At 55.4% G+C, this 15907-nt stretch carries 10 protein-coding genes and 1 tRNA gene; 6 read left to right on the forward strand and 5 right to left on the reverse strand.

Annotated elements, in window-relative coordinates; all coding sequences use genetic code 11:
* The first annotated feature begins 27 nt into the window (after nucleotides 1–27).
* From CA51_RS21965 to CA51_RS21985, 4 genes are all read left to right on the forward strand, one after another.
* On the forward strand, nucleotides 28–1149 hold the full coding sequence (locus CA51_RS21965) for an HsdM family class I SAM-dependent methyltransferase (protein WP_231745829.1): 1122 nt from the start codon (nucleotides 28–30) through the stop codon (nucleotides 1147–1149).
* Nucleotides 1133–6877: an ATP-binding protein gene (locus CA51_RS25975; RefSeq protein WP_197451388.1), complete on the forward strand. Its 5745-nt coding sequence runs from the start codon at nucleotides 1133–1135 to the stop codon at nucleotides 6875–6877. Before CA51_RS21965 ends, CA51_RS25975 begins: the two co-directional genes overlap by 17 nt.
* Before the next feature lie 22 nt (nucleotides 6878–6899).
* Complete coding sequence (locus tag CA51_RS25980) at nucleotides 6900–7085, forward strand: hypothetical protein (protein ID WP_197451389.1); 186 nt, start codon at nucleotides 6900–6902, stop codon at nucleotides 7083–7085.
* Nucleotides 7086–7452: 367 nt separating this feature from the next.
* The gene (locus tag CA51_RS21985; RefSeq protein ID WP_145123298.1) at nucleotides 7453–8349 is read left to right on the forward strand and encodes a DUF3800 domain-containing protein; all 897 of its coding nucleotides are present in this window, start codon (nucleotides 7453–7455) and stop codon (nucleotides 8347–8349) included.
* 571 nt (nucleotides 8350–8920) lie between these two features.
* Here CA51_RS21985 and CA51_RS21990 read toward each other — a convergent pair.
* The 4 genes from CA51_RS21990 to larC form a co-directional block, all read right to left on the reverse strand.
* Nucleotides 8921–8994, reverse strand: a tRNA-Met gene (locus CA51_RS21990).
* 137 nt (nucleotides 8995–9131) lie between these two features.
* On the reverse strand, nucleotides 9132–10799 hold the full coding sequence (locus CA51_RS21995; protein WP_145123299.1) for a hypothetical protein: 1668 nt from the start codon (nucleotides 10797–10799) through the stop codon (nucleotides 9132–9134).
* Nucleotides 10800–11176: 377 nt separating this feature from the next.
* Nucleotides 11177–12439 (reverse strand): nickel pincer cofactor-dependent isomerase, group 22, encoded by a 1263-nt coding sequence (locus tag CA51_RS22000; protein ID WP_145123300.1) that lies wholly within the window; start codon nucleotides 12437–12439, stop codon nucleotides 11177–11179.
* 118 nt (nucleotides 12440–12557) lie between these two features.
* Nucleotides 12558–13766: a nickel pincer cofactor biosynthesis protein LarC gene (larC, locus tag CA51_RS22005; protein ID WP_145123301.1), complete on the reverse strand. Its 1209-nt coding sequence runs from the start codon at nucleotides 13764–13766 to the stop codon at nucleotides 12558–12560.
* 145 nt (nucleotides 13767–13911) lie between these two features.
* Between larC and ykgO the strand changes: the two genes are divergently transcribed.
* Entirely contained in the window at nucleotides 13912–14064 is a 153-nt protein-coding gene (gene ykgO / locus CA51_RS22010; protein ID WP_145123302.1) for a type B 50S ribosomal protein L36, read from the forward strand.
* Here ykgO and CA51_RS22015 read toward each other — a convergent pair.
* The gene (locus CA51_RS22015) at nucleotides 14061–14540 is read right to left on the reverse strand and encodes an EVE domain-containing protein (protein ID WP_145123303.1); all 480 of its coding nucleotides are present in this window, start codon (nucleotides 14538–14540) and stop codon (nucleotides 14061–14063) included. The two genes, ykgO and CA51_RS22015, sit on opposite strands and share 4 nt — an antisense overlap.
* A 398-nt stretch (nucleotides 14541–14938) precedes the next feature.
* On the opposite strand from CA51_RS22015, the gene CA51_RS22020 reads away from it, so the two are divergent.
* Entirely contained in the window at nucleotides 14939–15805 is an 867-nt protein-coding gene (locus CA51_RS22020; RefSeq protein WP_197451390.1) for a DUF1571 domain-containing protein, read from the forward strand.
* Nucleotides 15806–15907: the final 102 nt, after the last annotated feature.

The following is a 15907-nucleotide window of genomic DNA, read 5'->3' on the forward strand; positions in this document are numbered from 1 at the left end:
ACGGTTTCTCAACGCAAAGTATGAGCTATGTCAGAGGCGGACGGCCAGAAGCCCCTCAAGGATCTCGATAAGAAACTTTGGACTGCGGCGGACAGATTGCGTGCCAACTTGGACGCCGCCGTTTACAAGCACGCTGTTCTCGGTCTGATCTTCCTGAAATACGTTTCCGACGCGTTTGAACTTCGTCAGCGGGCACTTGAAGATCAGTTGCGTGACGCGGGGCACGCCTACTACATCGATCCGGCAAGCTATTCGGACGACGAGTACCGGGAGACGATTCAACAGGAACTGGAGGTGCGGGACTACTATCTGGAGGAGAACGTATTCTGGGTTCCAGCGGTCGCTCGCTGGAAGACGATTCAGGAGAATGCCGCTCTGCCGGCCGGAACTGAGATTGAAATCGCGGGCGGCAAGAAAGCGACCTACAAGATCACGTCGATCGGCAAGCTGATCGACGATGCGCTGACCGCCGTTGAGCAGGACAACCCAAAACTGAAGGGCGTACTCAACAAGAACTACACCCAGCTCCAGCTTCCCGCCGAAAGCCTCACCGGCTTGATCGACCTGATCGCAGAGATCCCCTTCCAGCACGAATCGCTTGACGCCAAAGACATCCTTGGCCACGTCTACGAATATTTTCTGGGGCAATTCGCACTCGACGAAGGCAAGAAGGGCGGTCAGTACGACACGCCCAACTCCATCGACAACCTAATCGTCGAAATGCTCGAACCGTTCAAAGGGCGAGTCTACGACCCCGCGATGGGCTACATGGTGGACCGAGTCCTCCGGGCCTTCACCGACAAAGACGCCAAAAAGATCGTCAGCACCTTTCATACGTGGAAGCGAGGCCCCATCCTTTCACCCTCCCTCGGGGAGGGTCGAGGAGTAGGAACGACGACGAGGGGAGGGAATGCTGAACAAGTCGGCTACCGCGACATCCCCGGCTTCTGCAAGAGCGCGACGTTGGACGAGATCGCCGAACATGGCTACGTGCTCACGCCCGCGGTCGCTACGTGGGAGCCGAAGAGGTGGAAGGCGATGGCGTCCCCGTCGCCGAACAGATGGAGGGCCCCACCCGCGAGTAAGCCACTCAATTTCACCGTGCCGTCGCCGCGTAGCTTGGGTCAGCAATATGTCACTTCTCAATGATACTTCGGGTCAAGCACATCCTTATTGGTATGAATGGTTTGTTGGCCTTATTGAGGTCGTGAAACTACTGAACCCCGATGAAGGGATAACACAAGTCGCGTTCCAAGTTCCCTCGATCCAAGGGTGGGACGATGTTGTCGTCACGCATACAAACGGGAAAAGACTTTACCAAGTCAAACACACGCGTGAAAAAAACAACCTGACGTTTGGAACCCTCGTTGAGGTCGATGACAAAGGCAACTCGCTTCTTGGGAGTCTGTTCGAGGGGGGAAAGTACAGCGGATTGATCGACCCCACAAATGAATTGATCCTTTACACGAATCGCGAAGATGGTTCGCGTTGGTCTACTCGCGGCAACGGCAAACGCCGTCCTCCGCTATTGGAGTTTTGGAACTGGTTAAAGAGCGAACTCGAAACAAAAGAATTATCAGGCATCTCACTTCCTGCTGTTGACGACGACACACTCGACTACGCCGATGCTTGGGCCGAATGGCTAGCCTGCTATAAGGGCGATGACGAGGAAGCAACCAAATTCCTCCGTCAACTTACCATCCGTACTAAGGAAGATGACCTCGATGGCCTCGAATCTCGCGTCCGTGAATCGCTTGCCGTTGCATTTGGCATAACAGAACAAAAAACAGCCCCGCTCTTTGACGCTCTGTGCCGAGAACTACGGTCATGGACTACCGGACACGCGGGCGTGACCGTTGAAGTACTATGTAACGCGTTAACTGTCGAACCCGCCCCGAAAGAGTTTGCGCCCGCGCCCCCACCGCCATCACCATTCTTTCCGACTCGTCTGCCGATAGCCGAACAACTCCAGACAGACTTACTCGACGAAAAAGAGGCTCCCATTGTTTTTCTCACGGGTGAGCCGGGATCAGGAAAAACGAGCGCAGTGAGTTGGTTGGCAAATCGCCGCACGCATAATGCTTTTCAGGGCATCATTGGTATTCGCTTCTTCTGTTTTGAGCCAATTCGGCCAGAGCATCCATTCATCTCTCCCGACTCATCCCGGGTGAAGCCCGAAGAGCTCTGGTTCAGCCTGTTGACCCAACTGCGACGCGGACTTGCGACGCGGCTTTTTGAGCTGAAGGTTCCGCTTAGAAACGACTTCCTGACGTGGGCTGAAGCGCGAGACCACGTGCTGCGATTGTCCGACGTGATTGGACAAGAACTCGGTAGAAGGTTTGTCATCTCAATCGACGGAATCGACCATGCTGCACGTGCCTCGCAGGTAATGCCAGAACAGATCGCAGAATTTTTCGCCTCTTTGCCGTCACCGGATTCTATTGCGAACAAGCAGATTCGTCTTTTGATTGCTGGACAACCGCCTGAGTACTACGCGGATGAGTACCCAACGTGGTTAACGATGGAAAACGAGAAGGTCCGCCGAATCGATTTGCCTAAGCTCGAAGGAGAAGACATTAAGTGTCTTCTTATGAAGTCAAGCACATCGACTGGCGAAGAGCACATCGACGAAGCTGTGCGACTAATCGACGAGTTGTCCAAAGGAAACACGCTGGCCGTAGTGTTTGCAGTTGCGGAATCAGAGCTCTGCGATTCACTCGAAGAACTTGAGAACAAACTCAAAGATCGGTTACTCGGCGAGGGGTTGTTGAGTTACTACGACTCGATTTGGAAGCATGTTCTTAGGGAAGCTCGTGAGCTGAGCTGTTCGCTCGCCGGCATGATTTCGTTGGCGAGAACGCCGGTAACCGCCAATCAACTCGCAACGGTATTCTCGTCTTGGCAGAAGCCGTCACCATGGTGGAAACAGGTACTCATCGACCTAGGTCCGTTGCTGACGCGACAAGGGGAGAGCTTCCTGATTCGGCACAATGATGTCCGGGTATTCCTTGCGTCAAAATACAAAAGCTTCCCTGAGGAAGATCAAAAGGCGGTTGCATCGCAACTCATAGACTATTTCAGTACCAAAGAAGCGGATCGTCTAACAGCGCATCTGCAGCTGTTTCCTCTGCTGAACCTGGCTGATCGGTCGATTGAAGCGGCAAGTCTGTTTGATGTTGATTGGGTACTTGAGGGGGCAACTCTTGGCTTGGAAATGGATGCGTTGCTTCAGGAAGGCGAAATGGCCGTAGCACAGCTTTCCAAAGCCAGGAATTGGTCTAACGTTGTGACGGTCTCGTGTGCTTGTGACACACTCGATCGCGTCAGTGAATTCATAGAACATCAAATCGCAATTGAGAAATGGGAAAAGGATTTACCCCCATTCCTACCTGCGGAGGCAAACGTACGACCCTTTGTGCAATGGACAAAGGACGACTTTCATCAACTTGTGTGGGACGCTCATGAATTGGTGGAAGGCGGCGATCCCGAACGAGCCCGAGGCCTATTGGACCGGTGGCTTGATGGACTTGGAATCGAACAGGTCATTCAGACTGTACCGGATTTTGAGTCGGACCGGATGCATCGAATTCGTGATGGCGAAGAACCAAGACTCGATGAAGTCGCCGTAAGCGATTTTGAAGTACTGGGGCGTCTTTCAGCGAGAATTCAATGGCAATTCTGGGGCGAGCTTAGCAGAGAATCACCTCGATTAGAGACTGACGCGTTTTACAGTTTTGAAAAGGGCTACGTGGATGAATTAACGACTGCTCCAAACTTGGAGTCAGCGGATGAATTGTTCGCCCACCACGCCGTAAGATTCTATTCAAATCAGGAGTTGGCGGTTCGCAATCTAGCAAAGGCGGGCTCATGGTCGCTGGTCGCAGACTTGCTCCAATCAATGGAGGAAAATCGAGAGTCATTTAGCGACGCGTTTCGACTGGAGGCATCGTGGTATGCACTACGCTCTGGAATGCCTGCGGAATCAGCGTGGGTAATTGCCCCGGACGATCTACAAGAAATTTTGCCTGAAGTTTCCAAGTACTATCGGGTAGAGAACATCAACTTATTGCAGTTCATTAATTCGGCGATGGCGTTTGGCTGGACGCGTCACAGTTGGGACCCGGGCGACATTGCCGATCGGATTTTTGAATCATTTGAAGCCCCCGACGAAGCAAGCGTCGAAAACGCGATGAAGCTCGTCTTTCGTGCCGCAGCGGTCGTCGGGAGGCTGGAGAGTCACCTAGCGAAAGCCAATCGCGAATCTGCTGCAGCATCATTTCCGCCCGACCACATTCGGCAGTTACTCTCGGCGTTGTGGGGAGATGTAATCAACCGCGCTGGCTATCGGTTTGAGGGCCGAAGGGAAGCGGCGGAGCTTGCGGAAAGATTGACGATAATCTGTGGAGAGCTAGGTGGTGATTTAGATTCCGCAGCCTTTGAAGCGGCGTTGCCGTTTGCTCAGGAGTATGCACTTGGCTTCCGTTTGAGTGCGATCTGGAACGTTGTCAATCGACACGGCAAGGTTGATATTCTTCGTGCGTGGCTTAACAACTACATATCCGAAGATGGTTCCGCGTGGGCGTGGGCACCAGAAAACGCGAGAGAGACTGCTGATGATCTGGTTCCATACGCACGATCAATCGGGATGGATGATCTTGCAGACTACGCTGAAGGACGCGCGAGCAGACTAATCGTCGGTTATCGAACCCATAAAGAATACTCGTTTGAGCGAGCTAACGACTGGTTTCAGGAAGCGGCAAAAAACGACCCCAACATTTGGTCGGTTGAAGGTTGGATGCTTTGGGAGATATGCAGAATCTGTGATGAAAGGGATGGGGACAACCGTCTCGAACCTGACATTTTGAAAGGAATCAGTGCTGCCGCAATCCGTGCTGGCAAAACGACGAGTTGGTGGCGCCTAGTTTCAACAACACTCCCGAAAAAATGCGAGCGCGACTGGCATTTTCAAATCAGGCAGCAGTTCGTCGAAGGGCACATCGAAGCGCTGACACAAGGGCTCACGGTTAATGACGAAGAGGTGCTACAGATCTGGAGCATCGCTCTATCATTGAGTTATTGGTTCAACAACGGTGATACATCGTCGCTGCTGGAATTGAAGGAATTGCTTCTGAACGGTGTTGCTACTGAGCGAAAGACCGAGATTGCCGCGGCAATGGAATCAGTCAGCCCAATCGTGAAAGTTAAGCGAGATAATGAAAATGCAGAACAGCCGAGGGCGACTCGCGAAGTAGCTCCACAAAATGACCCTCTTGAGGAAGACGGCTGGTGGAATGAAATCGACCATTTTCTTCAGAACAAAGATGACGAAGAGTATCGGTACGTCGGATACGCGAGCGGCCTTATGTCGGTTGCCCTGCGACGGGCTCGTCAGCACGGCAATGAGGAACTGCTGAAGGGGCTGGATATTCAACTCGACATGCATCTGCGCTGGGCTTTCGGCGGCGAACCGCTCGATTCGATTTCGCTACCGCAAATTGCAGAATCTGAATTGGCGTCAACGGATGACGTCTTCATTGATCTAATCAAAGTCCTTTTTGAAACCTACAGCGTTGAGGTAACTGTCGCTGCCTTAGAGGGGCTCCACAGCTACGTGTCGCAAGATCCAACAATAATCCCGCGTGTATTGGAAGAAGTTTCAAGTGAGTGGCCTCGACGATGGCTGCTAAGCGCCGCAGAGTCTTGGGCGGTCCTGCATCCTGATGAGGTTCACAATGCCAATTCGACGTTAAGTTCTGTGATGGAATCGGCTGATCTAGACTGCCGTCTTCAGGCTTGGATTGTTCTGACGCGAAATGCACAAACACGAGGAGTCGATCCTCCTATTTTTCCGCTACCTTCAGAACCAGAGCTTTCAATTGACGAGGTGGAAGCGGTGGAAGTCGCGTTACTCGAAATCCCTCCGACCATTCTGGGTTCGACCCGATTTGCGAACAAGTTTTCGTCCGTTCATATGCTTGTCGAATATTGTGGGCGTTTCGGTTTGAATTTTGAGAAACTCGAAGGCCTTATGGCAAAGGAACTAATCGGAAATGCTGTTACCTTTGATCCAGACTTGCGAAAACGCGGCCCTCACCGCTACGCAGACTTCACGTATGTTCCAGCTGAGGCGGAAAGGGCTTTCGGCAATGCAATTTGTTCGATTCTAAGCTCCCGTTGGTGTGGCAATCCGCAGCTTGCAAAGATTTGTCAAGCCACACTGTCAAACGAAGACGCGTGGATTCATCGAACACGGCCGACAGCGATTCGCTCTTCGGACGATTGGCCTGCGGATTCGGAATATGGTGGAGAAGAAACGGATACGACAACGCGAAAACAGCAGATGCTAAATGCCGCTAAGTGTGCTTCTGTTGATGACGAGTCGATCGTATTTGCTGCGCGAATCCGAGACTTCACGTGGAAAGAGGATTTTGACGTGCATTTCTGGTTCGAGGAAGCGGGAGACACTCTACTGATTTCGGCACCCAGAATCCCAAAATGCCCCAGCGGACGGTCATTCATTTGGTGGATCGGGGAGCCTTTGGACCTCCGTAGTCGATTTGTTTCAGGGCGATTTGTCGGTGGTCACCAACGACTTTCACATTGCCATTTTGAAATCCGACCTCCGGTGAATTGGCGCGACAAGTTTGGTTGGAGTCCAAATCCACTGAACGCACTTGAATGGCTTCTCGACGACAAAGTTGTCGCCAGATACGAAAGAGTTCACGGTGTTCTTCGAGATGCGACGCACGGCCCAAAGTACCGCCAGCCCATAATTGACCGCTGGGTCATCACCAAAGAGGCATTTGCTGCAGTGAAAGAGAAGTATCCGCATCTTCGCGAACGAGATACCTTCGAGGTTCAACAGTTCAAAGAGTAATCCTGAGCTGTTTCTGGATTATATGCTGTACTTCGTCCTGCTTGAAGACGAAGGGTACTCGCTCATCAAAAAGATCGCCGGTTACCATCCGCTCCATGGCGTCCGCGTCATCACGATCGCGGCTGCCGATTCCGACGACGACGCCCTCCGCGAAAGCCGAACCATCAACAGCCGCCAAACGACGGAATCCAGCCTGAAATCGGCCTGAAACACCGAGATTCTTGTTTAGGCGCAAACCGCAGATGATGTCCGAAGGCCAACTCGAACAACTTTCCCTCGACGGGTTCCACGAGACCGGCTGGGAATACGCCAACGGCGTGGACATCTCCCCCAACGGGGACGATCCAGAGCGGGATGACTACCGAGTTGTCGTCTTGAAAGATCGCGTGGCCGTAGCGGACGCGTGGGCGAATCAAGACCGGCTCCAACTCGGTGCCCGCTGTCGTCACGCGGGTTGGAGGGACAGCGGCGTGATGATTTGGAAACGCAGAGACGACATGCCGCAGAAAACCTCCGCGCCTCCGCGTTTCAAACACCTACAATGGCGGGCTTACCAAACGACAAGAGAGGTTTGAATGAGCTGGCTATTGTTTATGGATGAAAGCGGGCACGACCACAAACAGATGCCCTACGAAGTACGCGGCGGCATCGCGTTGCAAGACCGAAAAGCCTGGCCGTTCATTCGTGCTGTTGCAAGCCTTGAAGAGAATTGTTTCGGGGTTCGCCTTGCCGATTTCAAGAAAGAGTTCAAAGGCTCTAAACTTCTCGACAAAGATCGAATCAAATGGGCCGAACAAGGCCCACCGCAAGGAGATGCTGAACGAAAACGAAACGCTCGTGCTTTTCTCTCCAAAGGCCTGCAGAAGCAACCTCAACGCCGCGACGAGTTTACTGGCTACGGCCAAGCATGCCTCGAATTGGCTCGAGGCATCTTCCGTCTACTTCGCGACCATGACGCCAAGCTGTTTGCTTCGGTGATTCCACGGGGAGTCAAACCGCCTGAAACCTTTGAAGCGAAAGAGTACTTGCGAAAGGATCATGTCTTTCTGCTGGAACGGTTTTATCACTTTGTTCGCAAGCAGCAGGAACAAGGCTTGATCGTGATGGATCAAGTCGAAGAACAAAACGACATTCGCTTTGTGCGAAAACTTGAACGCTACTTCGTTAGAACAAACAAGGGTGCCCAACGCGCTGACTGGATTGTCCCCGCACCATTTTTCTCGTCGTCCTACTTGAGCATTCCAATTCAGGTTGCCGACGTTTGCATCTACTGTCTGAATTGGGGCTTCCGACGCCCCCAGTGGAATATGGACGCGGAAACGAGATCGCGAATCGAACAAGACTTCAGCGGTTGGATCAAACGTCTTGAGTTTCGGCAGAAAACCAAGAATGCCGATGGTACGCTCAAGAACCTTTTTGGGATTGCATTCGTGCAAAACCCTTACGGGAGCGGACGTGATAGAAGCGCATAAAAAAGGAGACAAAATCCTTCCCGACGGCCACAAGGGCTCCCGGTCCGGCCGAGTCTCCACACGAAGTATCGGCTGACGCAGCCCAGAAGTCAAGAGATTCCCTCTATGAAGGCGTTCAAAGCCGACTTTTTAGTAACAAATCGGGGACAGGCACAATTCCCAAATCAATCGGGGACAGGCACAATTCCCGGCGACATCCACCATCCACATCCCGCTGGCGGTGTTGGCCCCACCTGAAAACATGCTCTGGCCACGTCTGGCGAATTGGCTGAATGATGGGGGCAGAATAATGTTTCGCGCCGCCAGTTCCGCCTCGACTTCGAGGCGATGTAGGACCGCCCCGTTGGGGCTTTGCCGCCGCGTCTCGCATTAATGGTCCCAGGGCGTTGCCCTGGGCTGACGTAGGACTGCCCCAATTGGGGCGATGGACGTTACGTCGCTGGGCTTTGCGAGGTATGGCGGGATGCTGCAGCTAACGAAGCTCACTCGACGGAGCCGACCGCCACGGCGGCGCACGAAAAAAGCCCTGGCGTCGCGTTTAGTACGCGAACCAGGGCTTTTTGTTTGGCAGTAGCGGCAGAGGGACTCGAACCCCCGACACGCGGATTATGATTCCGCTGCTCTAACCGGCTGAGCTATGCCGCCAAGTTGTTTCAAGGCAATGGTTTACATCCAATCGACCGGCAACGCAAGCGGGGCCTGCCGATGTGGATAACTCCCAAAACCTCGCAGATTGTATATCGCCATTTCCGATTGGGAAAGCCACCTCAAAGAGCAAAAAATTACCGATCCGGTTCGCTGCTCCCCTGACGCAACTGGTTGAAATATTGCTCGGTATGCTCTCGCTCGGCCCTGGGGAGCGGACGATCCTCCAGCGGGTCGCTCTCCTCCTGCATCGCGTTAATCACCGCACTCTTGATCTCCTCCCGCGTCACCCCTTTGCGATTGGGGCCGTTGGCAAATCCGGCGGCGATCCCGCTGCCGTTTTTCGGTTTGGTGCGGACCTGCGATTCGTAGTTCCCCGTCTCGGTCTCCTCCTCGGGACGGTCGCCTTTCCCTCCTTCGCCTTCGCCCATTCCGTCGCCTCCCTCGCCTTTGCCTCCCCCCTTGCCCGGAAACTGCCCCGATCCCTGACACTGCTGGCAGCCACTGCCCTGACAGCTCTGGCATCGCATCTGCTGCTTGGTTTGCGACAACTGGTCCATCATCTCTTCCAATTGATCCATCTCGTTCTGCATCTCACCCAGCTCTTCGGCCAGCTGTTCCAAGGACTCCGCCGCACTCGACGCGTCCCCTTTTTGCATCGCCTCTTTTGCTTGAGCTAGCCCCTCAGCCATCTGCTGCATCTGTTGCATTTGCTGGTCCATCTGTTGCATCTGCTGCAACTCCTTCTCCAGCTTTTCCGCATCCTCGCTGCGGCCTTCCTGCTTGGCTTGGTCGATTTTCTTTTGCAGATCCTGCTTCGCCTGTTCGTGCTTTTCGACAGCCTTCTCGATCGCCTCCTGCATCTTGGCGATCTGATTCTCCAACTGCTTCTGTTCGGCCTTGGTCATCGTGCCGTCGTTGAGCTTCTTGACAAGTTTCTTGATCTCGTCTTCCGCTTTCCCCAGCTCTCCCCGCTGCATCGCCGACACCAACTTGTCAGCCGGTCCGCGTTGCATGTCCTTTAAACCAGCCAGCTGCTTCCGCATCTCTTCCTTCGAACCCATTTGATCGCGGCGTTCTTGCAGTTGCTTCTTGATGTCGTTGAGCGCAACCATCGCCTGTTTCTGGTTCATGTCCTTGCGCTGCGACAGCTGATCCAGATCGGCTTCGATCTTCTTAAACAGATCGCCGGCATCTTTGAGCCCCTGCGCCTCGGCGCGTTTGCGCCGCACCGCGAGCTTCTTCTTCAGTTCATCCGCAGCGGTTTTAATCTGCTGTTGCGATGCGGTGTCGACGCTCGCTTGAGCTTGGTTGTCCTGAGTCGCATCGGGAATGAACAGCAACACGGCCATCACAGCGCAGGGAGCCAGCGGCAGCAGCGCGATGCGTTGCACCCGGTGGCGAAAGTGCTCCGACACATCCAACTTCTCCGCTCGGCGAGCCGCGTCGGCCAACAGCGCCTTGCCGATCTCTGAATCGAGCTCCGCTTCGCTCATCGACAGCGAACTGCTGATCCGCTCCTTGAGCCCAAACTGCTGATCGATCGCGATCGCCGCGTCGTTCATGCTCGGCGCGGTCCACCGCGTCACCACGCCCGCGATCACCACCGCAGCGGCAACCGCGGCAGCCAACCAAGACAATCGCCAGGTGTCCAAATCGAACGACAGCGCCCACAGCTTCGGCACCGCCAGAGCTAACAGCGCGATACACAAAGCGGCAAAAAGCGACCAGCAGAAAATGCTTGCAAATTTTTGCAGCATCAACCGCCGGCGGACTCGAGCAACTTGATGGCGAACGTGGTCCATGATCGGATTCCTCGGATAAGCAGCGTTTCCGGCGGTCTACGCAACACCACGACCACCGACGGATCGCAGCGGCGGGAAAGAGCTGCGGCGAACTCATACCGAATTCTAGCAGTTTGTGACGCAATGTCGGGCAGGAAATTTTGAATCGCTAAAACACAGCTCACCCGGCAGCCCCATCGTTTAACCGCGCGGGCAACGCCCCGCGCGTTCGTGCGAGCCAGAAGCGTACCCCAATTCACCCCCAGGACGCGCGGCCCGATGGGCACGCGGTTAAACGAAAGCGTCCCGGCGACGATCCCCGTCGTTTAACCGCACGGGCAACGCCCCGCGCGTCCATGCAAGACAAAACCGCGGCGGGGCTTGAGCGGGCTTCTAAACTAAAAAACTTCCAACAACTGATCGTCGGCATCAAAGCGGATCGGTTCGGGCGGATGGACGATCTGCAAGTTCGGCCGATCGGCGACTTGGTTCCAGTAGGCTTCGGAGCACATCACCTCGGAGATCTCCAGCGTATTGGGAGCCCACATCCAGCGGACGTCTGCCGGCGCGACGAGTCCCGCCTGCGTGATCGCCGCTGCCAAGACTTCGCGATCGGTGGGGAAATGGATCGGCACCATCGCCGCGGTCACGTGGCCGCCGGTCAGGCAATTGATCCGCGTGGCGACGGGATCCATCTGGTCGACAAGTCGTTGATGGCAATATTCGGCGATCCCGACGCCGGTCGCATTCCCGGCCGTCGCTGCGGTGAGGCCGCGGGCGTAGATCTGGTGGATCTTGGGAAATTCGTCCTCGCGAGCCACATGGTCGTTGTATTTGCGGCCGACGATGTTCGTGTCCATCCCGGCACCGCTGATGTCCTTGCCGATCTTGTCGACGATCAATAGATCGGCGCGATCGAAGGGGAGGGCGGGCATCATCGCGCGGGCTCGCAGCAGCAGTTCCCGTTCATGCGATTCAAACCGTTGTGGCTCGACCGCTTGGATCGCTGCGGTCTCGTCGTACCCGTTCTCTAGGATTGCGACCCCAAGTGCGATCGGGCAACGATTCAAAACCTCACCGGCCACACTGCGAATGATCTGCCCAAAGCTGAAGTTCTGAATCGCTTGATGGTAGACCACCGCACCGTTGCGTTTGCCTAAACCGATCAACAGCATCTTCATCAGCCCGCTCTCGATCTCACCGACAAATCGCGTGTGCGGCTTGATCCGATTGCAGACGATCACATGATCGGCGGTCGAAGCGTGCCGGTCGAAGTGGACATCAAAACCCTCTTTCGCCTGAGCAACGACAACCGTCTCCATGCTGCTGCGGATCTCGCATCCCATCGCCGCGTCGGTCACGCCGTATCGTCCCAAGAGTGCCGCTTGTCCTTCAGCGGTCCCGCCGCCGTGGCTGCCCATGGCGGGAACGATAAAGGGAACGCCGCCCAAGGATTTGACATAGTCGACGATTGCGCGAACGATCTCCGCGATGTTGGCGATCCCGCGGCTGCCGACCGAGATCGCCACGCTCTGCCCCGGCCGCACCTTCGCCGCCAGCGACGATCCACTCAACTGCTCCGCGACCGAATCTGGTATCGAAGCGACACGCGTGTCATCAAACGTTTGACGAACGCGGAACATACGAGGGAATTCGGACATCGTTCGCCAAACGGAATTGAGTTCGTGAGTGAAACGCGGAAAGCTAACTCGAGATGCGTTGCAGTTGACGCAGCAGACATATACGTCCAGCCGCCGAAGGCTCCTCTAACAACATCGACTACGGAGCCGAAAGACCGCTCGCGTCGAAGGCCTTTATTGCTGCGTCGCGGACGGCGTGGAGACTGACTTGTTTTTCGGCGGCCAATCGGCGGAGCGATTCGTGTTCGGGAGTGAATCGCCACTGCGATGAAGGGAGCCAGACGCATTTCCCTTGCACGCTGCCAAACGAGGTTTCGACGGCATGCGCTCGGCGGATCAGCTTCGTCCGCCGCGCGGCCCAACTGCGGACTCCGATCGCCGACGAACATCCCAGCAGCACCGACTCGATCGTGGCGGTGCGGTCGGGAGCGGCCAAGACGGTGATCTTCGTGCCGCTGCGTCCCTTCTTCATCATCGTGGGCGTTTGGTAGACGTCCAACGCTCCGGCATCAAACAACTGGTCGACGCACCACGCCAACTCTTCGGCCGTCGAATCGTCGACGTTCGTCTCGGTGATCACGATCTGATCGGTCTCGAACTGCCCGGCAGCTTGCTCAGCGGACGGTTGGCCGTCGCTGTCGCCGATCAGCACGCGCAAGATATTCGCCTGCTTCTCCAAATCCATCGTCCCCGAACCGCAACCGATCGCGGAGATCTGCATCGCGGGAATCGGGCCAAACGCCTTGCATGTCGTCTTCAGAATCGCCGCTCCGGTCGGCGTCGTCAGCTCAGCCTGGATGTCGCTCGGAGCGATCGGGATCCCGGCCAGCAACAGCGCGGTCGCGGGAGCGGGAACCCCGACGCGGCCGTGGGCGATCTGGATCGTTCCGCCACCGGTGGGGACGGGGGACGCCTCGACTCGCTCAATACCTAGTTCGGTCAGGGCGATCGCCACGCCGGTGATATCGGCGATCGAATCGATGGCTCCCACTTCGTGGAAGTGGACTTTTTCGAGCGTCGAACCGTGAACCTGCGCCTCGGCTTCGCCTAAATTACGAAAAATCAGCTTGGCCAAATCGCGAGCTTCGGCCGAAATATCCCCTTTATCGAGCATCGCTTCGATGTGATGGAGATGCCGATGAGCATGTTCTGGCGGATGCGAGATCGTGACCTGCGTCGCACGAAACCCGTATTTCTTAATGTTTTCCGCGGTAATCGAGATCTCGCCGAGCCCCATCGATCGAACACCGGCTTGGATTCGGTCGATACTGGCCCCGGCGTCGATCAGCGCCCCCAGGGTCATATCACCACTGATTCCGCTGGTGCAGTCGAAGTATGCGATACGCAAAGAAAAGCTCCTGGTAAAATGGCGTTGCAGTTAAATCAAGAACGGATAAAATGTGCAGCCCTTGATGAACCGAAGAAACATCAGACTGCCAACGGCACGCAGTGTAAACCGTTGCTAGCATAATATTGTTAAGAAAGTTGGATCCATGAAAGTTGTAAGCTCGATCGGCACGCTGAAGAATCGTCACCCCGACTGCCAAGTCGTCAAGCGTCGTGGCCGAATCTACGTGATTTGCAAAAGCAATCCGAAGTTCAAGGTCCGCCAAGGTGGTGCGAAGTCCAAGAAGGCTCGCCGCTAAGCTTTGTTTTTGGCCGCTTCGGCCATCTTCAACACGACCTCAAATTCCGATTCGGTGACCGGCTGGACACTCAATCGGCTTCCTTTGCGGAGCAGTTCCATCTGCTCCAGTTGGGGTTCGTTGCGCATCTGCGAAAGCGTCACTGGCTGCTCAAACGCTTTGTCTAACTGCACGTCGACCATAAACCAGCGCGGGTTTTCGGGGCTGCTCTTCGGGTCGTAATACTTGCTGCCCGAATCCCACGCAAAGTGATCGGGATAGGCTCCCTTGGCAATCTTGGCAGTTCCCACAACCGCGGGGTCTTTCCCACCCGAGTGGTAGAAGAGAACGCGATCCCCTTTCTTAAAATCATCGCGCATCATATTGCGAGCCTGGTAATTGCGGACGCCTTCCCAGCAGGTCGTCTTCCGCTTCTCTTTCGCCAGATCTTCGATCGAATAGGTCCCCGGTTCGGTCTTCATCAGCCAGTACTTCATGCGTGTTCCCTACAGATTGTTCGTGAATCGATAAATTGACCGGTATTGTCAACGCGCTGGCGATGATAGTTCAAGGGCGGATCGGGATGATGAGTAAATTAGTGTGGCGGCGAAACGGCGGCAAATGTTTACTCCCCAGTCTGTAGCGCTAGAATAGTTAATAGCAGGCATTCGAGGGACAGCGATTGGACATGCGGCTTGAGTGGAACTTTTTCGCTTTCTGGTTGGAGACGCGATTGTATCGCGCTCTTGCAGAAAGGGATTTTTTGCTCCACCCGCCAGCTGAGAAAAATGCTACGTTCCCGTTTGGTGGCTCGAAGGGACACACTGCACCTCCCAACCGTGAAAGAGGGTGAGAAATGCGACGACAATCGCGACAACAAGAAACAAACACCACGATGATTGCACTGCTGCTAATTTGCCTGCTGCCAACACTGGCAACTGCCGAGGAATCGGCGAGCCTCGGAACCGCCCCAGCCAAAAAAGCGACAGCTGCGCCGACGTCGGCGCACCCGCTGGATCGCGTGATCGAAATCGCGACCAAGGGGCTGCAGCGAACTGATGAAGAAGTCAAAGAGTATTCGTGCCTGCTGATCAAGCGCGAACGGATCGACGGCGAACTGACGGCTCGCCAGTACATGCAAGCCAAAGTCCGCCACCGCCATTTTGCCGACGGCAAGCTGGTCACGCCGATGAGCGTCTACCTGAAGTTCCTCAAGCCGAGCGAACTGGCTGGCCGCGAGGTGTTGTACGTCGAAGGCGAACGCGACGGCAACGTCTTGGCGCGGCGCGGTGGGCCACGACTGGCAAACATCACCGTCGAACTGAACCCCAAGGGGCATTGGGCGATGCAGGGGAACCTGCACCCGATCACCGAATTTGGTTTCCGCAACCTGATCTTCCGCCTGCTGGAGAAGATGCGTAGCGACCTGGCGTCGAGCGATATCGACGTCAAGTTCTACGACAACGCCAAGCTGGGTGATCGGGAATGCGAACACATTCAAGTCACGCAGACCAATCGCAGCGCGACCGCCGATTACCACATCGCTCGGATTTTCATCGACAAGGAACTGCAGGTCCCCGTCTACTTCGCTTCCTACGATTGGCCGGAAGCCGACGGCGAACCGCCGCTGAAGGAAGAGTACATCTTTGCCAACGTCGACCTGAATCCAAACTTCGTCGCGATGGACTTCGATGCCGACAACCCCGACTACGCCTTCGAACCGATCGCGTCGCAGGAATCGTTAGCTCAAGTCGAACCCTAGCCGGCAGCAACTCGCTGCACTTTACCCGCTCGACGCAAGTCGGGAGGGTCGGAAAACGAGCGCCGAGCTAGTTTTTCGGGGAGGGCAGTACCCCGGGATCAA

The sequence above is a fragment of the Rosistilla oblonga genome (genome assembly GCF_007751715.1).
Lineage (GTDB): Bacteria > Planctomycetota > Planctomycetia > Pirellulales > Pirellulaceae > Rosistilla > Rosistilla oblonga.